The sequence below is a fragment of the Pseudomonas sp. Ors-4-3C genome, assembly GCF_055755035.1.
Genome location: NZ_CM146900.1, coordinates 4229241 through 4249465, shown reverse-complemented (window position 1 = coordinate 4249465; position 20225 = coordinate 4229241). Strand labels below are relative to the sequence as shown.

Here is a 20225-nt window from a genome sequence, read left to right as displayed (position 1 = left end):
ATGCGCGCAAGTTCAGAAAAGGAATGGCCTCATGCAGAGGAATACACTGGCGTTAATGACCGCACTGGCCTGCTTTTCCGGGGCTGCGCTGGCGGATGGCATCACCGGCGAAGCCGGCCTGGGACTGAGTTACCAACCTCATGATCCCACCGGCAGCCGTTACGAAGCCCGGCCGATACCGTATCTCGATCTGGACTGGGGCGATGTCAGCCTCGGCACCGACGACGGCCTGACCTGGAGCGCCTTGAAAAGCAACGGCTTCAGCGCCGGGCCGTACATCAATTACCTCTCCGGGCGCACCGCCAACGGCGAGTTGCGCGGCTTGCGTGATGTGCCCGACATGGCCGAGGCTGGCGGCTTCGTGCAATACGCCCCGGCCGATTTCTGGCGCGTGTTCGCCTTCGTCGGCCAGGCCGTCGGCGGTGGCAGCGGGCAGGGCGGCGTGTTTGGAAAGGTGGGCGGTGAAATCGGTTATCCACTGGGCGGCGGGGTGATCGGCAGCAGCAACCTGACCGCACATTTTGCCGATGCGCAGGGCACGCAGACCTTCTTCGGTGTCAGCGACAGCGAGGCGCAGGCCTCGGGTATCCGCGCGTACAACGCCGGCGGCGGTTTGCAGAACGTGGCGCTGACCCAAAGCTTCGAGTTTCCCCTGGCGCAGCATTGGTCGCTGGTCACCAGCGCGAGCTGGATACACCTGACCCGCTCGGCGGCGGACAGCAGCATCGTCAAAGCGGTGGGTGATACCAATCAGGGCGAAGTGCAGGCGGCCATCGCCTACAAGTTCGACTGATTTCAGCCACGGGCGAATTGGTCTGCGGTTTGCAGACAGCCATGTCGAATCCATTCCTTCAGGATGTTCTTCATGGCTCGCCCTGCTTATCGTCTGCTGGCTCATTCGTTGTGGGATCTGATCCCCATCGCTCTGGGCCTGGCCCATTTCGCTTTCGTCCTGTGGCTGGTTGCGGCCTTTCACGATCTGTCCTGGTGGGCCTTTGTGCCGCTGGCGCTGGGCTATGCGATCAGCCTGTCGTGGAGCATCAACAGCATTTCCCACAACCAGATTCACAACGCCTACTTCACCCCGGCGTGGCTGAACCGGGCATTCGATCTGCTGTTGTCGGTGACCATCGGTTTTTCGCAAACCCTCTATCGCGATATCCACAACCGCCATCACCGGGGCAATTCGGACCTGCCGGGGCCTGACGGCAAGACCATTGATCCGCTGTCGATCTATCTGCGCGGCAAGAACGGTCAGCCGGAGAATCCCTGGGCCTACACCTTCCTGAGTTTTTTCCGCGACGACCCCAAGCCGATCTACAACGAAATGCGCCGCAAACGCCCGAAGGATGCGCGTTGGGTCCAGGTCGAGATCTATGTGACGGTGGCGTTTTATCTGCTGCTGGCGGTGTATGACTGGCAGGCGGTGCTGGTGTTGTTGCCGTTCTGGTATCTGGGCCAGGCGCTGTCATCGCTCAACGGTTACTACGAGCATTTTGGCGGCAACCCGGACTTGCCGATTGCCTGGGGCGTGAGTGCCTACAGCCCGCTGTACAACCTGTTGTGGATGAACAACGGCTATCACGCCGAGCACCACTACCGGCCGAAAATGCACTGGACTCAGGTCAAGGCCTATCACCGGCAGATCGCCCGGCAACAGCAGGAGGCGGGGGTGAAGGATATTCCGCTGGCGCACGGTTTGGGCTTCCTGCTGAACCACCAAAAGCCTGACGCCTGACTGCTTTGTGCAGGAGCTGCCGAAGGCTGCGATCTTTTGATCTTGAAAAGCAAAGATCGTCCGATCGCGGCCCGAGCCTGCGGCAGCTCCTACCGGGGGATTTCAGTGCTCTTCGCCCTCGGCGAGCAAGGCTATCCCGCCCATGATCACCGCCACGCCGAGCCAGTGCAGCAGACTGATCTGCTCGCCCAGCCCCAGCCACGACCCCAGCAGCACGCCGACAAATACCAGCGAACTCAGGGGAAACGCCAGCGACAGACTGCTGCGTCGCAGAATCAGCATCCAGACAAAAAACGCGCCGATGTAGCAGGCAACCGCGACCCACACCCCGGGCGTCATGACGATGCCTTGCAGCCATTGCAGGCTGAAGTCCATCTGGCCCAACTGATCGCCACCGACCTTGCTCGCGATCTGCCCGCCACTTTCCAGAATGATCAACAGCGCCCAGAGCACGATGGTGCCCACGCGCCCGTGTAGCCAATGCATTGCGTCGTTCCTTTGCAGTTCCAGGTGAGCGTCAGACATGGCCGGCACACACGAGCATCACGCCCGCCGTAATCACCAGCGTGCCTAGCCAGCGCCGCCGACTGACGGTTTCACCGAGCACCAGTTTGCCCGCCAGCACCACGCCGCAATAGGCCAGCGCGGCTGCCGGAAACAACAGGCTCAGCGGCGCCCGCGACAGGGCGCCGAGCCAGACGAAAAACTCGATCGCGTAAGCGCCGATCCCGGCCCACAGCAGCGGCGCGTTGAACACCTGGCCCCAGAACATCTGAAGCCGAAAACCACCCTCAAGCTCAGGTAATCGATCAAGGCCCAGTTTGAAACACAGCTGGCCGATCACATCCAGAACAATGGACAGGGCCACCAGCACGATCACGGTGAAAGTCATGGAAACAGTTCCTCGAACAGGTCGATCAAGGCTTGATTGGTGGTGGAGTTGCGCAGGATATCGGCCTCGCTCCAGCGCTCGGCCGGCGGCTGATCGGTCTTCGCCTCCCAGCGTTTGAATACGTTGCTGAAGGCCGGACGGGCGTATTCGCCGCAGATGTCGATGCCGATGATCCGCTTGCTCGCCGCCAGCGTGCGCAGGGCCTGGAGCATATGGCTCAGGCGCATGCCGCCCTGATCCCAGTTGGTGGCGGCGTCTTCGCTGGCGAGCACGTCCTTGTCGATGGTGATCCACACCGCATCGGTCGGCAGGCTGGCGATCATTTTGTCGAGGAACAGGGTCCAGTCCACTTGCGACAGGTTGTGCCAGTGCAGCATGTTTTCCTGTTGCTCATGCCCGGCGCCGTCACCGATCCGCCCCCAGACTTTGGAAGGCGCGTGCTGCCACGGAAACAGCTGCAGAACCCCGCGTTTTAAGGCCGCGAGGTTGCCGCCCTTCAGTTGCGGGTTTTGCAGATCATCGCTGCACGGGCCGAGGGTCACGATGCGGCGAATGTTCGGCAGTTTCAGCGCCTGATTGACCCAGGAACCGCAATGCCGACGCGGCGCAAACCGCACCCAGTCGGGGTGATTGTCGAAGTGGATCAGGCTGACGGGGCTTGGCAGATCGGTAAGAAACGCCGGGGTCAGGTGGTGATAGTCACCGGAGCCGACGAAGAAGATTTCCGGCGCCGGGCCGGTGTGCCGCGGCCGCTGCTGCAAGCGTTCGGCGAAGCGTCGCCAGGTGCGTTCGCTGGACCACAGCCGGAGTTTCGGGCCGAGGTCGAGCAGGTCCAGGCGTCTGGCGCGGCCACTGTCGAGCAGTCGCGCAATCGGCGCCTGAGCGGTCAGGCTGTGGTCGAGATCTAAAATATTCAAGGTCGCTATTTACCCTTGGCAGACCCTGCCAGACACCGGCCTCATCGAGCATGAGCACCAGCCGGGCAGGGCTTTTGCGGGTAAATGCAAGGGGCGGGCCAGCCATTGCCTCAGGCGTGCAGGCGCACCCACACCGAGACCAGCACGGTGGCGGCGATCAACCATGCGACCACGGCCACGGCGAGCGACGCCTCCAGGCGCATGCGGTCAACCATCACGTACAACGTCGCCAGATAGATGAAGTACGGAATGATCGACCACATGCCGAACACGATGGTCGCCTTCAGGTCATCGATCGAACGGCTGTTGCCGACGATGTAGTGGGCGATCAGCGCGAAGGTCGGAAACAGCGGCACCAGTCCGGCGATGTAATAGTTTCGGGTCTTCGACAGCGCGGCGAGAATCACCACCACTGCCGCGCCAAGTGCCGCTTTGAGTATCAGATCCATCAGTGGCTCAACCCGTACTTTTTCACTTTATCGAACAGCGTGGTCTTGGCCATGCCCAGCTCGAGACTGGCCTGGGTCAGGTTACCGCCGCTGCGTTGCAAGGCATCGTTGAGCAGGTTGCGCTCGAAGGCTTCGACTGCTTCGGCGAACGCCAGACCTTGACCGCCGCTGCTGGCGCCGGACTTCTTGAACGCCGGCAGGCCGAGGGCAAAGCGCTCGGCGACGTTGCGCAGTTCGCGCACGTTGCCTGGCCAGTCGTGGCTCATCAGGTTCGACAGGGTCTGGTTGTCCAGCTCCGGCAAGGCGCGGTCAAAACGCAGCGCCGACTGCTGGGTGAAGTGTTCGAACAGTTGCAGGATGTCTTCACGGCGTTCGCGCAGCGGCGGCAGTTCCAGCGTCACCACGTTGAGGCGGTAGTACAAGTCGCTGCGAAACTCGCCGGCCTTGCTCGCTTCGTCGAGGTCGGATTTGGTCGCGGCAATCACCCGGCAATCCACCGCCACGCTCTGGTTCGAACCGAGGCGTTCGAGGGTGCGTTCCTGCAACACGCGCAGCAATTTGATCTGCAACGGCAGGGGCATGCTTTCCACTTCATCGAGGAACAGCGTGCCGCCGTCGGCGTGTTCGATCTTGCCGATGCGCCGTTTGCCGGCACCGGTAAAGGCGTTGGCCTCGTGGCCGAAGATCTCGCTTTCGAAGAGGTTTTCCGGCAGGCCGCCGCAGTTCAGCGCGACGAACTGCTTGGCATGCCGACGACTGAAGTCGTGCAGGCAACGGGCGACCAGTTCCTTGCCGGTGCCGGTCTCGCCTTCGATCAATACGTTGGCCGAAGTGTCGGCGACGTTGGCGATCAGCTCGCGCAGGTTCTGCATGGCTGGCGAACGCCCGATGATCCGGCCTTCGAGGGAGTCGCGTTCGGCCAGTTGCCGACGCAGCGAGGAGACTTCGCGGGCGAGGCTGCGTTGCTCCAGTGCGCGGCGGGCGACATCCACCAGACGTTCCGGCGAGAACGGTTTCTCCATGAAATCGTAGGCGCCTTTCTGCATCGCGCCGACCGCCATGGAGATATCGCCATGACCAGTGATGAGCACCACCGGCAGACTGCGGTCGCGTGCCTTGAGGCGGGTCAGCAGTTCCAGGCCATCGATGCCGGGCAGGCGAATGTCGCTGATGACGATCCCGGCAAAGTTGTCGCCGACCCGCTCCAGCGCTTCTTCGGCACTGCCGACGCCGATGCAGGGAATGTCTTCCAGGGTCAGCGCCTGCTGGCAACCGAGCAGCACATGGGGGTCGTCTTCGACGATCAGCACACTAAGGTCGTGGTTCATATTGGCTCGGCAGGAGTAGGGCTTACCAACGGTAAACTGAGGACGAAGGTGGTGCCACCGCTGGCCGGGTGTTCGACACCCAGATGCCCGCCGGTGGCGGCAGCGAGGCTGGCGGAAAGGGTCAGGCCGAGGCCCAGCCCCTGTTCGCCGGGTTTGGTGGTGAAGAACGGCTCGAACAGATGCTTGCGCGCTTCGGCGTCGACCCCGTGGCCGTTGTCGCGCACCCGCAGGCGATATTTGCCGTTGAACTCTTCGCCTTCCAGCCACAGCTGCGGCGCGGGTTGTGCCTGCATGGCGTCGAGGGCGTTGCCGATCAGGTTGACCAGAATCTGTTCGAGGCGGGTCTGGTCGATCTGCACCTGCACGTCGCTGAACTGGCGGTGCAGTTGCAGCGTCATGCCCTCGACCCGCGCGCCGAGCAGTTGCAGGGCGGCGTCCACGGCTTTGCCGAGACTGGCCTGGCCTTCGTTGTCGCCGCGCCGGGCGAACGAGCGCAGGCTGGCGGTGATCCGGCCCATGCGGTCGATCAGGTCGTTGATGGTCTTGAGGTTGGTGCTGGCGACGTCGAGCTGGCCGCGTTCCAGAAAGCGAATGGTGTTGCCGGAGAGGGTGCGCATCGCCGCCAGCGGCTGGTTCAGTTCGTGGGCGATGCTGGTCGACATCTGGCCGATGGCCGCGAGTTTGCCGGCCTGCACCAGTTCGTCCTGGGCGCGGCGCAGGGTTTCCTCGGCCTGGCGCCGTTCGCGGATCTGGCTCTTCAGCCGTTCGTTGCTGGCGCGCAGATCGCCGGTGCGTTCGGTAATCCGACGCTCCAGTTGATTGTTGGCTTCCTGCAAGGCTTCGCGAGCGGCGAGGCGGGTGGCGATGACCTTGCGCCGTTCGTTCCAGGCGATCAGCAGGAACGCTACCAGGGCGAAGGCCACGGCCACCAGAATGCCTTGGTTGATCGCTTCACGGCGCAAGTCCTGCAACGGCGTGAGCAGGGTGAAATTCCACGGTGTGTCGCTCAGCGGCCGGGTCTGCGCCAGATAGCTGATGCTGTCGTCATCGGTGCTCAGTTCGCTGTTGGCCGGGAAGGTTAGTTTCTCTACACCTTCGGCGAGGGTTTCGCGGGCCAGCGGTTGCAGTTCGTTGAGCGGGAACCAGTAGTACTGCAGGCTGCGAGCGAGTTTTTCTTTGGTTTCATCACTCAGCGGTACTACGGACTTGAGGCGTCGCGCCGGATCACTGGAAAGAATGATGATGCCGTTCTCGTCGCTGACGAAGGCTTCCAGGCGGGCGCGCTGCCAGCGTTCTTCCAGCGCTTCGAGGCGCACCTTGACCACGGCGACGCCGATGATCTTGCCGTGTTCTTCCAGGCCATGGGCGAGGTAGTAACCGGGCTCGCCGCTGGTGCTGCCGATCCCGTAGAAACGTCCGGGTTCGCCGCGCACGGCTTTCTGGAAATAGGCGCGAAAGGACAGGTCTTCACCGAGGTAACTGTCGACGTCGCGCCAGTTGCTGGTGGCCATCACGCGGCCGGTGGTGTCCATGACGTAGATGGCCCGACTGCGGCTGCGCCGGTTCAGGCCTTCAAGGTAAGCATTGACCGTCTGCCGGTGTTCCGGGGTCGGGTCGGCCAGCAGTTGCGGGACACTGGTTTCCAGTTCCAGCAGGCTGGGCAGGTAGGTGTATTTGCTGATCTCGCTTTCGACGGTACGCGCGTGCAGTTCGAGCTGACGCTGGCCGTTTTCGCTGAGGCTGCGGATGCCGAAATGTTCACTGGTCCAGAAGCCGATGTAACCCAGTCCGATCATCAGGATGATGATCAGCGGCGGCAGGAACAGATGGCGAATCAGACGGGGCTTCACGGCAAGTGATGGCGGCGCTGCGCGATAGAGATTGGGGTCGCATTTCATCACAGTTGCCTTGGGTCAACCAGCGCTGCCGCGGACGACGCACTGGTTTGGTCGAGCCTGGAACCTGTGGCGAGGGAGCTTGCTCCCGCTCGGCTGCGTAGCAGTCGTAAATCCATTCAATGCGGTGTTTCAGACAGATCGCATTGGCAGGTTTTGGGGCCGCTGCGCGACCCAGCGGGAGCAAGCTCCCTCGCCACAAGGGCAAATCGGTATTGCTTTTAGTGCTGCAGGATCTTCTCGAGGAAATGCTGCGCGCGTTCGGAGCGGGCGCTGATGTCGCCGAAGAACTCCTCTTTCGGGCAGTCTTCGATGATCTTGCCGGCGTCCATGAAGATCACGCGGTCAGCCACTTTGCGCGCGAAGCCCATCTCGTGGGTCACGCACATCATGGTCATGCCTTCCTGGGCCAGTTGCACCATCACGTCGAGCACTTCGTTGACCATTTCCGGGTCGAGCGCCGAGGTCGGTTCGTCGAACAGCATGACGATCGGGTCCATCGCCAGCGCGCGGGCAATCGCCACACGCTGTTGCTGGCCGCCGGACAGTTGCCCCGGGTGCTTGTGGGCATGCGCCGACAGACCGACGCGATCAAGCAGTTGCAGACCTTTCTTGGTCGCCTCTTCCTTGCTGCGGCCCAGCACCTTGATCTGCGCGATGGTCAGGTTCTCGGTGATGGTCAGGTGCGGGAACAGCTCGAAGTGCTGGAACACCATACCGACGCGCGAACGCAGTTTCGGCAGGTTGGTCTTGGAGTCGGCAATCGAGGTGCCGTCGACAACGATGTCGCCTTTCTGGAACGGCTCCAGCGCGTTGACGCACTTGATCAGGGTCGACTTGCCCGAGCCCGACGGGCCGCAGACCACGATCACTTCGCCTTTCTTGACCTCGGTGCTGCAATCAGTCAGCACCTGGAAGTCGCCATACCACTTGTTGATGTTCTTGATGGAGATCATACGGCAAACCTTTTTTGCAGACGCTTGACCAGCAGCGAGGCGGAAAAGCTGATGATGAAGTAGACGACACCGGCAAAGATCAGGAACTCGTTGGAACGACCGATGATATCGCCGCTGGAGCGGGCGGAGTTGAGGAAGTCCACCAGGCCCACGGTGTAGACCAGCGAGGTGTCCTGGAACAGGATGATCGACTGTTGCAGCAGCAACGGGGTCATCTTGCGGAACGCCTGGGGCAGGATGATCAGACGCATGGTCTGGCCATAGGTCATGCCCATCGCCTGGGCCGCGGCCATCTGGCCTTTGGGGATCGACTGCACGCCGGCCCGGACGATCTCACAGAAGTACGCGGCTTCGAACATCATGAAGGCCACGACGCAGGAGGTGAACGCGCCGATCGGGGTGTCTTCGCCGGTGATCCAGCGCAGCACGAACGGCACCGCCAGGTAGAACCAGGTGATCACCAGCAGCAGCGGGATCGAGCGGAAGTAGTTCACGTAGGCGCCGGCGACGCGCGACAGCAGTTTGCTGGACGACAGGCGCATCAGCGCGAGGATGGTCCCCAGCACGATGCCGCCGACCACGCCCATGACCATCAACTGCAAGGTCATGACCATGCCGTTCCACAGGCCCGGGATCGCGGGGATGATGCCGCTGAAATCGAAGTCCATTATTTACCCCCCACGGAGATCAGGCCGGGCACTGCGACTCTCTTCTCGACCAGGCGCATCAGCAACATCAGGCTCATGTTCAGGGTGAAGTAGATCAGCGTGGCCAGGGTGAAGGCTTCAAACAGGTTGGCCGAGAATTCGGCGGTCTGCTTGGTTTGCGCCAGCAGTTCCATCAGGCCGATCAAGGACGCCACGGAGGAGTTCTTGAAGACGTTGAGGAATTCCGAGGTCAGCGGCGGAATGATGATGCGGTAGGCCTGGGGCAGCAGCACGTTCCAGTAGATCTGCGGCAGCTTGAAACCCATGGCGCGGGCGGCGGATTCCTGGCCGCGTGGCAGCGCCTGGATGCCGGTGCGCACTTGCTCGCAGACCCGGGCGGCGGTGAACAGGCCCAGGCACACGACGACGCTCAGGTAGGCCGAGGTGGTCGGGTTCAGATCCTGTTTGTACCAGTCCTGCAGGTTCTGCGGCAGCAGGTCGGGTACCAGGAAGTACCAGATGAACAGCTGAACCAGCAGCGGCACGTTGCGAAACAGTTCGACGTAGCAGGTCGCGATACCCGATACGAGGCGGCTCGGTACGGTGCGCAAGACCCCAAGAACGGAGCCCAGCAGCAAGGCGATAATCCATGCCACGACGGCGATGGCGATGGTCCAGCCCAGTCCGGAGATGAACCAGTCGAGATAAGTCTCGCTGCCCACGCCGGTGGACTTGAAGAACACGCCCCAGTCCCAGTTGTAATTCATTAGGGTCTCCCCTCGAAATCGATCGATGTACAAGCACCCGCTTGGGGAAGATCCTTTCCCGTCCGACGTTGAACGCCGGGCACACGCGATCGGCTCGAAAACCGCCAGGTCGAGTGTTCCACTGTAAAGCCAGCAGGTAGTAACAGACGTCTGAGGGAGGTTGCTCCCTCAGACGACAGGTTAGTCAGGAATCAGATTTTTACGTCAGGCGCAGGCTTATCGCTTGGATTGGCGATCAGCTCTTTCACCTTGTCGCTCATCGGGAAGTTCAGGTTCAGGCCTTTCGGTGGGATCGGGCTCTCGAACCACTTGCTGTAGATCTTGTTGATCTCGCCGGACTTGTACAGGGCGACGATGGCGTCATCGACAGCCTTCTTGAAGGCCGGGTCGTCCTTGCGAACCATGCACGCGTAGGCTTCGAAGGACTGTGGAGTACCGGTGATGACCCAGTCAGTCGGCTTCTTGGCTTTGGCTTCTTCACCGGCCAGCAGCGCGTCGTCCATCATGAAGGCAACGGCGCGGCCGCTTTCCAGCATGTTGAAGGATTCGCCGTGGTCTTTGGCGGAGATGATGTTCATGCCCATCTGCTTGTCGGCGTTCATCGCTTTGATGATGCGCTCGGACGTGGTGCCGGCGGTGGTCACGACGTTTTTGCCTTTCAGGTCGGCAAAGTCAGCGTAGGACGGCTTGCCATCCTTGTCTTTCTTGACCAGCAGACGGGTGCCGATTTCGAAGATGTTGACGGTGAAGTCGACTTGCTGGGCGCGTTCGGCGTTGTTGGTGGTGGAGCCGCACTCGATATCCGCGGTGCCGTTCTGGATCAGCGGGATACGGGTTTGCGAGGTCACCAGGTTGTACTTGACCTGCAGGTCTGGCTTGTTCAGGTCTTTTTTCAGGGCTTCAACGATGGCCACTTGAATGTCGTGGGAGTAGCCCACGGGTTTGCCGGAAGCATCCGCGATGTAGGAAAACGGGATGGAGCTGTCGCGGTGAGCGAGCGTGATGGTGCCGGAATCGTTGATTTTCTTCAGGGTGCCGGTGAGTTCGGCGGCGAAAACTGGTGTGCTGATCAGAGCGGCAGCAATGGCTGCACCCAGGATATGGGGAACGATGCGCATCAAATTTTCCTCGAATTGTTTTTTTTATGGAGCCAGTTCGTCGGCCCTTTTGTGCTTCGAATGCCTGACGGCTCCTGAAGTGTTGGCACGGCAGGCATTCGTCGAGAGAGTGTAGAGCATGAGTCGTGCCAGAGCAGTCTATGACAGCTAATTGGTTGATTTTTAAGGTGATTAAAGTTTTGTGTCGGTGTTTTTGGCTGAAACTGATCCGGTTATCCGAATCGACCGGGAGGTCGCGTTCGGAAAACCGAATGCTTTGTTGCCAGTTGTTTTCGGCAACACGCCCTTTGTGGCGAGGGAGCTTGCTCCCGTTGGACTGCGCAGCAGGCCGGCTTTTAGAGCGGGGCCGCTAGGCGACCCAGCGGGAGCAAGCTCCCTCGCCACAGGTACAGCGTCCGGCGCGGATAAATAAAAAAGCCCCCGAACCGTCAGATTCAGGGGCTTCGTTTTAAGCGATGTTCAAATCACGCCGCTTCAATCTTGCGGTTCTGCTCGACCTTGCCCAGGTACGCCGCCAGTTTCTCTTGCTCGGCCGGGGTGGTGAACAGGCCCAGCTTGCTGCGGCGCCACAGGATGTCGTGCGCGGTGGTGGCCCATTCTTCGCTGCACAGGTAATCGACCTCGCGGGTGTAGAGACCGCCGCCGAGGTGTTCGCCCATGTCATTCAGCGACTCGACGCCTTCGAGCATGCGCCAGGTGCGGCTGCCGTAGGTGGTGGCCCAGCGGCGGGCGATCTCGGTCGGGACGAAGTCGAACTTGTCGCGGATCTGCGCGCTCAACGCTTGCGGGGTAGTCATGTCTTCGCCGCCGGGCAGGGTCGCGGTCGCGGTCCAGCTCGGGCGCATCTGGGTGAAGTACGGCATCAGCTGGGCCATCGCCGACTCGGCGAGTTTGCGGTAGGTGGTCAGCTTGCCGCCAAACACCGACAACAGCGGGGCTTCCTCGCCGCCGCCAGACAGCGCCAGGGTGTAATCGCGGGTCACGGCGGACGGGTTGTCGGATTCGTCGTTGCAAAGCGGACGCACGCCCGAGTAGCTGTGCTGAATGTCGTCGCGGCTGATCTGCTTCTTGAAGTGAGCGTTGACCACTTTCAGCAGGTAATCGGTTTCGCCGTCGGTGATTGCCACTTTCGCCGGATCGCCGGTGTATTCGCGGTCGGTGGTGCCGATCAGGGTGAAGTGGTTCAGGTACGGAATGGTGAAGACGATGCGCTGATCTTCGTTTTGCAGGATGTGCGCGTGATCGCCTTCGTACAGTTTCGGCACGATGATGTGGCTGCCCTGAATCAGGCGGATGCCGTACGGCGATTCCATTTTCAGGTCGTCACGAATGAACTTGGCGACCCACGGGCCGGCGGCGTTCACCAAGGCTTTGGCAGTGATCGAAAACAGGCTGCCGTCGGCGCGTTCCAGATTCAGGTGCCACAGGCCCTTGGCGCGGCGGGCGCTGACGCAACGGGTCTGGGTGTGTACGTGGGCACCTTTTTCCCGGGCGGCCATGGCGTTCAGAACGACGAGGCGGGCGTCATCGACCCAGCAATCGGAATATTCGAAACCCTTGGTGATTTCGCTTTTCAGCGCGCTGTCGGCGCCGAATTTCAGGCTTTTCGAACCCGGGAGCTTTTCGCGCTTGCCGAGGTTGTCATAGAGGAAGAGACCGGCGCGAATCATCCACGCCGGACGCAGGTGCGGACGGTGCGGCAGCACGAAGCGCATCGGCTTGACGATGTGCGGCGCCTTGGCCAGCAGCACTTCGCGCTCGGCCAGCGCTTCACGCACCAGACGGAATTCGTAATGTTCGAGGTAGCGCAGGCCACCGTGGATCAGCTTGCTGCTGGCCGACGAGGTGTGGCTGGCCAGGTCATCCTTTTCGCAAAGGAACACCGAGAGACCGCGACCGGCGGCATCCGCTGCGATCCCCACGCCATTGATCCCGCCGCCAATAACGGCAACATCGTAGATCTCGGCGATAGGGGGCGTACGCAAGGTAGAGGTGGACATCGGCTGGCCTCGGGCTCTTTTGATTTTCTGTCTTGGAAATCGAACATAAATGTTCATTTGCGAAAATGGTAGCCCATAAAGACGCGCACAGCCAGTCGCGTTCGATTGAAAAAACTCATCGAAGGGCGGTTAAAAGAAAATTTTCGAACATTTAGACTTGCTGAAGCACTGTTGTGGCGAGGGAGCTTGCTCCCGCTCGGCGGCGCAGCCGTCGTAAATCCGGTGCGCAAGGCGTGGCTGGATGAATTGGGCTGGATGGTTTTGGGGCCGCTTCGCAGCCCAGCGGGAGCAAGCTCCCTCGCCACAGGGGAGCTGCGCCAAGTAGGGTTTAAACGACTTCCAGACGAATCTTGTGCTGGCTCAGCAGTTGCGCCAGTGCCGGTACTGGTTGCTGATCGGTCACCAGGCAGTCGATCAGGCTGATCGGACCCAATCGAATCATCGCATTGCGCCCGAACTTGCTGGAGTCCGCCGCCAGAATCACCTGCCGCGCATTGGCGATGATCGCCTGCGATACGCGCACTTCCTGATAGTCGAAGTCGAGCAGGCTGCCGTCTTCGTCGATACCGCTGATGCCCACCAGCGCGAAATCAACCTTGAACTGGTTGATGAAATCCACACTCGCCTGACCCACCACACCGCCGTCACGGCGCACGTTGCCGCCGGTCAGCAGCACATCGAAATCATCCTTGGCACTGAGCATCGAGGCGACGTGCAGGTTGTTGGTGATGATCTTCAGATGGTTGTGATTGAGCAGGGCGCGGGCAATCGATTCGGTGGTGGTGCCGATGTTGATGAACAGCGAGGCGTGATCGGGGATCTGCGCGGCGATGGCTTCGCCGATGCGTTGTTTTTCATCGCGCATCTGGTCGGCGCGCATCGCATAGGCGGTGTTTTCGACGCTGGAATCATAGGCCGCGCCGCCATGGTAGCGACGCAACAGATTGGCTTCCGCGAGCTGATTGATATCGCGGCGGATGGTTTGCGGGGTAACAACGAACAGCGTAGCCATTTCCTCGATGCTCACATAGCCGCGTTCGCGGACCAGCTCGAGGATTTGCTGCTGACGGGGAGGCAGATTCATGGGGCTTCCTTTGGGCTGCCGTGCAAAATTTGCCCATGATGCCGCAGGAATCTCCTCCCGACCAGTTAGTTGCCTATCAGTCTCTGAAGGTTGGCTTATTCAGCGTCTTCACGCGCCCAGTCACGGGTGCGGCTGACGGCTTTTTTCCAGCCTTTGTACAGTTTCTCTTTCTCGACTTCATCCAGGCTCGGCTCGAACTCACGCTCGATGACAGCCTTGCCGCGCAGTTCGTCCAGGCTGCCCCAGAAACCGCACGCCAGACCGGCCAGATACGCTGCGCCCAGCGCGGTGGTTTCGCGCATTTGCGGGCGCTCGACCTGGGTGCCGAGGATGTCGGCCTGGAACTGCATGAGGAAGTTGTTCGCGACCGCACCGCCGTCCACACGCAGGGCCTTGAGGCGTTCGCCGGAGTCCTGTTGCATGGCGTCGAGCACGTCACGGGTCTGGTAGGCGATCGATTCCAGCGCTGCGCGGATGATGTGATCCACGCGCACGCCGCGCGTCAGGCCGAACAGTGCGCCACGGGCATACGGGTCCCAGTACGGAGCGCCCAGACCGGTGAAGGCCGGTACCAGGTACACGCCGTTGCTGTCCTTCACTTTATTGGCGAAGTATTCGGTGTCGTGAGCGTCGTTGACGATCTTCAGTTCATCGCGCAGCCACTGCACGGTCGAGCCACCGTTGAACACCGCGCCTTCCAGGGCGTAAGCCACTTCGCCACGCGGGCCGCAAGCGATGGTGGTGAGCATGCCGTGCTGCGATTTCACCGCTTTGTCGCCGGTGTTCATCAGCAGGAAGCAGCCGGTGCCGTAGGTGTTTTTTGCCTGGCCCGGCTCGACGCACATCTGGCCGAACAGTGCGGCTTGCTGGTCACCCGCGATACCGCCGATGGCGATGCCGCTCTTGGTGCGACCGTAGATTTCCGAAGAAGCCTTCACTTCCGGGAGCATCTCGCGCGGGATGTCGAGGATTTCCAGCATCTTCGAATCCCACTCCAGCGAATGGATGTTGAAGAGCATGGTGCGCGAGGCGTTGGTGTAGTCGGTGACGTGCACCTTGCCACCAGTGAATTTCCAGATCAGCCAGCTATCGATGGTGCCGAACAGCAATTCGCCGTTGCGCGCACGCTCGCGGCTGCCTTCGACGTTGTCGAGGATCCACTTCAGCTTGGTGCCGGAGAAGTACGGGTCGGTGACCAGGCCGGTGTTGTCGCGAATGTATTCTTCGTGGCCATCGCGCTTGAGCTGCTGGCAGATCTCGGTGCTGCGGCGGCACTGCCAGACGATCGCGTTGTACACCGGACGGCCAGTGGTCTTGTCCCAGACTACGGTGGTTTCACGCTGGTTGGTGATACCGATGGCGGCCACCTGATCGTGATGCAGACCGGCCTGGGCCAGCGCTTCAACCATCACTGCGCTCTGGGTGGCGAAGATTTCCATCGGGTCGTGTTCAACCCATCCGGCTTGCGGGTAATGCTGGGCGAATTCGCGTTGGGCGGTGCAGACCACGTTCGCATCGCGGTCGAAAATGATCGCGCGGGAGCTGGTTGTACCCTGATCAAGGGCAATGATGTAGTTCTTATTCTGAATGTCGGTCATGTCGATTGCCTTGGACGAAATAAGGGAGAGTGGGCCGGGGCGCGGGCTCTAAAAGGGCAGGAACCCGCGCCGACTGTTTCAAGAAGTTCTTGGTTTGCCGTCAATGGCCGGTTCTGCATCCTTTGTAGCAGGTGTGGCGCCGGTCAGGTGACGGGCGATGAGCCCGCGATACCCGGCAGCGCCGAGGCAGGCACCGACAATCGGTGCAAAAATCGGAATCAGGAAGTACGGAATATCGCGGCCGCCAGTGAAGGAAATTTCACCCCAGCCGGCGAAGAAAGTCATCAGTTTCGGACCGAAGTCACGGGCCGGGTTCATCGCGAAACCAGTCAGTGGGCCCATCGAACTGCCGATCACAGCGATCAGCAAACCGATCAGCAGCGGTGCCATCGGGCCTTTCGGCAGACCGTTATTGTCATCGGTCAGGGCCATGATCACGCCCATCAGGATCGCGGTGATGATCATCTCGACCAGGAATGCCTGGGCAGTCGACAACACAGGATTGGGGAAGGTGGAGAACACCGACGCCAACTCAAGGCTGGCAGCCGAACCACGAACCATTTGGTGAGTTTGTTCGTAATCGAAGAACAGGTTGCTGTACAGCGTGTAAACCAGCAGCGCGCCGCAGAACGCGCCGGCAATCTGCGACAGGATGTAAAACGGCAGTTTGCGCTTTTCGAAGTCAGCAAAAATGCTCAGGGCGATACTCACGGCGGGGTTCAGGTGCGCGCCGGAAACTCCGGCGGTCAAGTAGATCGCCATGCTCACACCGACGCCCCAGATGATGCTGATTTCCCACAGGCCGAAGCTGGCGCCCGCGACTTTGAGCGCAGCGACACAGCCGGTGCCGAAAAAGATCAGAAGTGCAGTCCCCAGAAACTCGGCCAGGCATTGGCCGGAAAGCGATGGTTGCTGAATAGCAGTTGTCATTGAAAACCTCGATTTTTGTTGTTGTCTGGCGCATTTGCCGTCAGGGCAAGGCGCGATTTTCGCCGAGGCAGGATCCCCATCCTGTTCCCGGTTTACTGCTGGGTGCTGCGGTGATGATAATTCTTACATTATTCAGATTCGAAAAAATATAGACAAGAAACAAACCTGTCAAAGGTCGAAAGTGAACCATCGGTCACAATTAAACTATCAACCTGTTGAATGATCCTGCGGGTGACTGCGGCGATAGCCCGGTGATTCGCCTGTAAAGCCCGAAAAACGGGGCTTGCGCTAGAGCCTTTTGCGAGGTGATGGCCTAGAATCCGGCGCAGGATTTTCTGTTGATGCCGAGCCTGGAGCTGCCATGACCCCTGCGTTGGACTTGTTGAAAAAAGTTCGTGCCGAACATCGCGTGCACAGTTACGAACATGATCCCAAGGCTGCGTCCTATGGGCTGGAGGCCGCAGAGAAGCTGGCGCTCGAGCCGGCTCAGGTGTTCAAGACGCTGCTCGCCGCCAGTGAAAAAGGTGAATTGTTGGTGGCGGTGGTGCCGGTCGTCGGAAGCCTTGACCTCAAGGGCCTGGCGCATGCTGCAGGGGTGAAAAAAGTCGAAATGGCTGATCCCGCCGCCGCACAGCGTTCCACCGGTTACCTGTTGGGCGGCATCAGTCCGCTGGGGCAGAAAAAACGCCTGCGCACCTTCATTGATAACTCGGCTCAGGGCTTTGCGACTATTTATGTCAGCGCCGGCCGACGCGGCCTCGAAGTCGAACTGGCGCCGGCGGTGCTGGCTGAGCACACACAGGCCAAATTTGCCGATATCGGCCGTGCGTAACCCTCATCGCTGTATGCAGAAAATTGGCCGGTTCTGTCACTGGCGCTGATCCGGCCCGCGTTGCATGCTCTGCCCACGGACTTAGGGAGAAGGTTATGCAGCTTGAGTTTTATCAAGTCGACGCGTTCAGCGATCGGCCGTTCAGTGGCAATCCGGCGATGGTTTATCGGCTCGATGCATGGCTTGCGGATGAGCTGATGCAGAAGATCGCCGCCGAGCACAATCTGGCGGAAACCGCGTTTGTGGTGCGCGAAGGCGCGGCGTGGCATATCCGCTGGTTCACCCCGACCACCGAGGTGCCATTGTGCGGGCATGCGACGCTGGCCAGCGCCTATGTGTTGTTCGAGATCTACAAGGAAACCACCGAGCGGCTGGACTTCATCTGCAAGTCCGGGCCGTTGAGTGTCAGTCGTGAGGGCGATCGCCTGTGGCTGGACTTCCCTTCAATTGTGCCGTCAGAGATTGGCGTGACGCTGGATGTCGAGCGTGCGCTGGGCGTCGAGGCGGTGGATGTGCTCGGTTCCAACGAGTTGTTCGTGGTGCTTGAGTCGGAGCAGGCGGTGCTCGACTGCAAGCCGGACATGGTCGCGCTGGCGAAACTGCCGTGGCTCGGTGCGATCGTGACGGCGCGCGGCAATCAGCACGATTTCGTCTCGCGTTATTTCGCTCCGGCGATTGGTATCAACGAAGATCCGGTCACTGGTTCGACGCATTGCAGCTTGATTCCGTACTGGTCGAAACGTCTGGGCAAATCCAGTTTGACCGCGTGCCAGCGCTCGGCGCGGGGCGGGGAGTTGTTCTGTCGGCTGGAAGGTGAACGGGTGAAAATTGGCGGGAATGCGACGCTGGTGGCCAGCGGTACGCTGATTTTGGGCTGACCCAAAACCAATTGTGGGAGCGGGCTTGCTCGCGAATGCGGTTTGTCAGTCAACGATGATGGTGGCTGATATACCGCATTCGCGAGCAAGCCCGCTCCCACAGTTTTGATCCATAACGGGTCAGAGGGCGGTGCTGTAGCGGCGGACGCCGTTTTCCACTGCCGGGATTTGCGCGGCGGTGCTGCCCGATGCCTGGAACAACACCAGATGTTCAGCTGCTACGCGAATCCCCACATCCGCACCGACCTGATGATCCGCATGGCTCGGAAAAATCGACTCCAGTTGCGCACCGGTCGGCAGTTGCAGGCGATACAGGGTCGAGGCGCCAAGGAACGTCTTGCCGACGATCCGCGCTTTCAACCCACTGTCCGGCGCATAAACAATGTCATCCGGACGCAGCAACACATCCACCGCACCGCCCACCGGCCAGGTGTAGGCCCGGTTGCCGCGCAGTTCGCCGAGTTCGGTCTGCACCGATTCCGGGCTGCCGAGCTGGCCGCGAATGAAATAACCCTGACCGATGAAGCTGGCGACAAACGGCGTCGCTGGCTCGTGGTAGAGGTTGTAGGGCGTGTCCCACTGCTCCAGCCGACCTTCCTTGAACACGCCAACGTGATCGCTGACGGCGAAGGCTTCTTCCTGGTCGTGGGTCACCAGAATCGCACTGGTGCCACGGGCCTTGAGGATGTCGCGCACTTCGTGGCTGAGCTTGCGCCGCAGTTCGCCATCGAGGTTGGAGAATGGCTCGTCGAGCAGCAGCAATTGCGGCTCCGGCGCCAGTGCCCGGGCGAGGGCGACACGCTGTTGCTGGCCGCCCGATAACTCGTGGGGGAAGCGCTTGCCGAGGTTCTTCAGGTTGACCAGTTCCAGCAGCTCTTCGGTTACGCGCTCCTTGTTCGGGTGCTTGCGGATACCGAAGGCGATGTTGTCCGCGACGCTCAGGTGCGGGAACAGCGCGTAATCCTGAAACACCATGCCGATCCGGCGTTTTTCTGGTGCCAGAGTGAAACCGGCGCTGGAGATGGTTTCACCTCCCAGGGTGATTTCACCTTCGTGCACCGGTTCAAAACCGGCAATCGCGCGCAGGGTGGTGGTCTTGCCGCAGCCGGACGAGCCGAGCAGGCAACCGATGTCACCGGCGTTGAGGTGCAGATTGAGGTTCTGCACCACGCGTTGATCTTGATAGCCGCAAGCGAGGTTGCGCAGGTTCAGCAGTAATTCATGGCTCATGCGTGGTGATATGCCGGTTCGACGAGGAACTCGAGCAGGGCCTTCTGTGCGTGGAGACGGTTTTCTGCCTGATCCCAGGCGACGGAGCGCGGGTCATCAAGCAGGTCGAGGCTGATTTCTTCACCGCGGTGCGCTGGCAGGCAGTGCATGAACAGCACATCTTCGGCCGCCAGATCGAGCAGGGCGCGGGTCACCTGGAACGGTGCGAACAGCTTCAGGCGCTTGGCAGTTTCCTCTTCCTGACCCATCGAAGTCCAGACGTCGGTGCTCACCAGGTGTGCACCGCGCACGGCGTCCTGCGGATCGCGGACGATGGTCACACGATCGCCGGCGCGGGCGACGAACTCAGGATTTGGCTCGTAGCCTTCCGGGCAGGCGATGCGCAACTGGAAGTCGAACTGGATCGCCGCTTCTATATAGCTGTTGCACATGTTGTTGCCGTCGCCGATCCAGGCCACGGTCTTGCCCTGGATCGAGCCACGGTGCTCAAGGAAGGTCTGCATGTCGGCCAGCAACTGGCACGGGTGCAGGTCATCGGACAGGCCGTTGATCACCGGCACGCGCGAGTTGGCAGCGAATTCGGTCAGGGTGCTGTGGGCAAAGGTACGGATCATCACCGCATCGAGCATGCTCGACATGACGATGGCGCAGTCGCCGATCGGCTCGCCACGGCCCAACTGGGTGTCGCGCGGCGACAGGAAGATTGCCTGGCCACCGAGCTGGATCATGCCGGCCTCGAAGGAGATCCGGGTACGGGTCGAGGACTTCTCGAAGATCATCCCCAGGACGCGGTTTTTCAGAGGCTCGAACAGTACGCCGCGGTTACGCAGGTCCTTGAGCTCAACGCCTCGACGGATCACGCTGACCAGCTCTTCGGGCGTGCAATCCATCAGGGAGAGAAAGTGCCTTGCGCTCATCATTGACTACCTTTTTGCTACAAACCGCAGATGCTCAAAGCCTTGTTTA

General features: G+C 60.8%; 20 protein-coding genes. 4 read left to right on the top strand and 16 right to left on the bottom strand.

The features are described from left to right. Positions 1-31 precede the first annotated feature (31 nt). Both ACVHNU_RS19135 and ACVHNU_RS19130 read left to right on the top strand, forming a co-directional pair. Entirely contained in the window at positions 32-793 is a 762-nt protein-coding gene (locus ACVHNU_RS19135; RefSeq protein WP_473018080.1) for a MipA/OmpV family protein, read from the top strand. Positions 794-865: 72 nt separating this feature from the next. Then, positions 866-1738: a fatty acid desaturase family protein gene (locus ACVHNU_RS19130; protein ID WP_135296473.1), complete on the top strand. Its 873-nt coding sequence runs from the start codon at positions 866-868 to the stop codon at positions 1736-1738. 102 nt (positions 1739-1840) lie between these two features. On the opposite strand, the gene ACVHNU_RS19125 is transcribed toward ACVHNU_RS19130, so the two are convergent. The 14 genes from ACVHNU_RS19125 to ACVHNU_RS19060 form a co-directional block, all read right to left on the bottom strand. Beyond that, entirely contained in the window at positions 1841-2224 is a 384-nt protein-coding gene (locus ACVHNU_RS19125) for a DMT family transporter (RefSeq protein ID WP_473018079.1), read from the bottom strand. 31 nt (positions 2225-2255) lie between these two features. Next, the gene (locus tag ACVHNU_RS19120; RefSeq protein WP_473018078.1) at positions 2256-2630 is read right to left on the bottom strand and encodes a DMT family transporter; all 375 of its coding nucleotides are present in this window, start codon (positions 2628-2630) and stop codon (positions 2256-2258) included. Further along, positions 2627-3547, bottom strand: coding sequence for an arginase family protein (locus ACVHNU_RS19115; protein WP_473018076.1), 921 nt, complete (start codon positions 3545-3547; stop codon positions 2627-2629). The genes ACVHNU_RS19120 and ACVHNU_RS19115 overlap by 4 nt, the downstream gene beginning before the upstream one ends. Positions 3548-3657: 110 nt before the next feature. Then, positions 3658-3987 carry a GlpM family protein gene (locus ACVHNU_RS19110; RefSeq protein ID WP_177434768.1) on the bottom strand — a complete coding sequence of 110 codons (330 nt, stop codon included), beginning with the start codon at positions 3985-3987 and terminating at the stop codon, positions 3658-3660. A gap of 8 nt (positions 3988-3995) precedes the next feature. Next, positions 3996-5324: a two-component response regulator AauR gene (gene aauR, locus ACVHNU_RS19105; RefSeq protein WP_003227762.1), complete on the bottom strand. Its 1329-nt coding sequence runs from the start codon at positions 5322-5324 to the stop codon at positions 3996-3998. Beyond that, entirely contained in the window at positions 5321-7222 is a 1902-nt protein-coding gene (gene aauS, locus ACVHNU_RS19100) for a two-component sensor histidine kinase AauS (protein WP_473018075.1), read from the bottom strand. The genes aauR and aauS overlap by 4 nt, the downstream gene beginning before the upstream one ends. Positions 7223-7440: 218 nt before the next feature. After that, positions 7441-8175, bottom strand: a complete 735-nt coding sequence (locus tag ACVHNU_RS19095) for an amino acid ABC transporter ATP-binding protein (RefSeq protein ID WP_003227758.1) — start codon at positions 8173-8175, stop codon at positions 7441-7443. Beyond that, entirely contained in the window at positions 8172-8843 is a 672-nt protein-coding gene (locus tag ACVHNU_RS19090; RefSeq protein WP_003227756.1) for an amino acid ABC transporter permease, read from the bottom strand. Before ACVHNU_RS19090 ends, ACVHNU_RS19095 begins: the two co-directional genes overlap by 4 nt. Further along, positions 8843-9589 carry an amino acid ABC transporter permease gene (locus ACVHNU_RS19085; protein WP_473018073.1) on the bottom strand — a complete coding sequence of 249 codons (747 nt, stop codon included), beginning with the start codon at positions 9587-9589 and terminating at the stop codon, positions 8843-8845. The genes ACVHNU_RS19090 and ACVHNU_RS19085 overlap by 1 nt, the downstream gene beginning before the upstream one ends. A gap of 191 nt (positions 9590-9780) precedes the next feature. Next, complete coding sequence (locus ACVHNU_RS19080) at positions 9781-10707, bottom strand: glutamate/aspartate ABC transporter substrate-binding protein (RefSeq protein ID WP_103485802.1); 927 nt, start codon at positions 10705-10707, stop codon at positions 9781-9783. Between the two features lie 464 nt (positions 10708-11171). Further along, positions 11172-12707, bottom strand: coding sequence for a glycerol-3-phosphate dehydrogenase (glpD, locus tag ACVHNU_RS19075; protein ID WP_103485800.1), 1536 nt, complete (start codon positions 12705-12707; stop codon positions 11172-11174). 328 nt (positions 12708-13035) lie between these two features. Continuing rightward, positions 13036-13791, bottom strand: coding sequence for a DeoR/GlpR family transcriptional regulator (locus ACVHNU_RS19070; protein ID WP_007916700.1), 756 nt, complete (start codon positions 13789-13791; stop codon positions 13036-13038). Positions 13792-13886: 95 nt separating this feature from the next. Continuing rightward, positions 13887-15389: a glycerol kinase GlpK gene (gene glpK / locus ACVHNU_RS19065; protein ID WP_003227744.1), complete on the bottom strand. Its 1503-nt coding sequence runs from the start codon at positions 15387-15389 to the stop codon at positions 13887-13889. Positions 15390-15467: 78 nt separating this feature from the next. Then, complete coding sequence (locus ACVHNU_RS19060; protein WP_003227742.1) at positions 15468-16319, bottom strand: MIP/aquaporin family protein; 852 nt, start codon at positions 16317-16319, stop codon at positions 15468-15470. 361 nt (positions 16320-16680) lie between these two features. Here ACVHNU_RS19060 and ybaK point away from each other — a divergent pair, with 361 nt between their 5' ends. Further along, positions 16681-17151, top strand: coding sequence for a Cys-tRNA(Pro) deacylase (ybaK, locus tag ACVHNU_RS19055; protein ID WP_003227741.1), 471 nt, complete (start codon positions 16681-16683; stop codon positions 17149-17151). A 95-nt stretch (positions 17152-17246) separates the two neighbouring features. Then, a complete protein-coding gene (locus tag ACVHNU_RS19050) occupies positions 17247-18029 on the top strand; it encodes a PhzF family phenazine biosynthesis protein (protein WP_400507483.1) in 783 nt (260 codons plus the stop codon). 120 nt (positions 18030-18149) lie between these two features. Here the strand turns inward: ACVHNU_RS19050 and ACVHNU_RS19045 are convergent, their stop codons facing one another. Together ACVHNU_RS19045 and argF are read right to left on the bottom strand one after the other, a co-directional pair. Then, positions 18150-19259 (bottom strand): ABC transporter ATP-binding protein, encoded by a 1110-nt coding sequence (locus ACVHNU_RS19045; RefSeq protein ID WP_473018072.1) that lies wholly within the window; start codon positions 19257-19259, stop codon positions 18150-18152. Next, positions 19256-20176 carry an ornithine carbamoyltransferase gene (argF, locus tag ACVHNU_RS19040; RefSeq protein WP_045122614.1) on the bottom strand — a complete coding sequence of 307 codons (921 nt, stop codon included), beginning with the start codon at positions 20174-20176 and terminating at the stop codon, positions 19256-19258. Before argF ends, ACVHNU_RS19045 begins: the two co-directional genes overlap by 4 nt. Positions 20177-20225 lie beyond the last annotated feature (49 nt).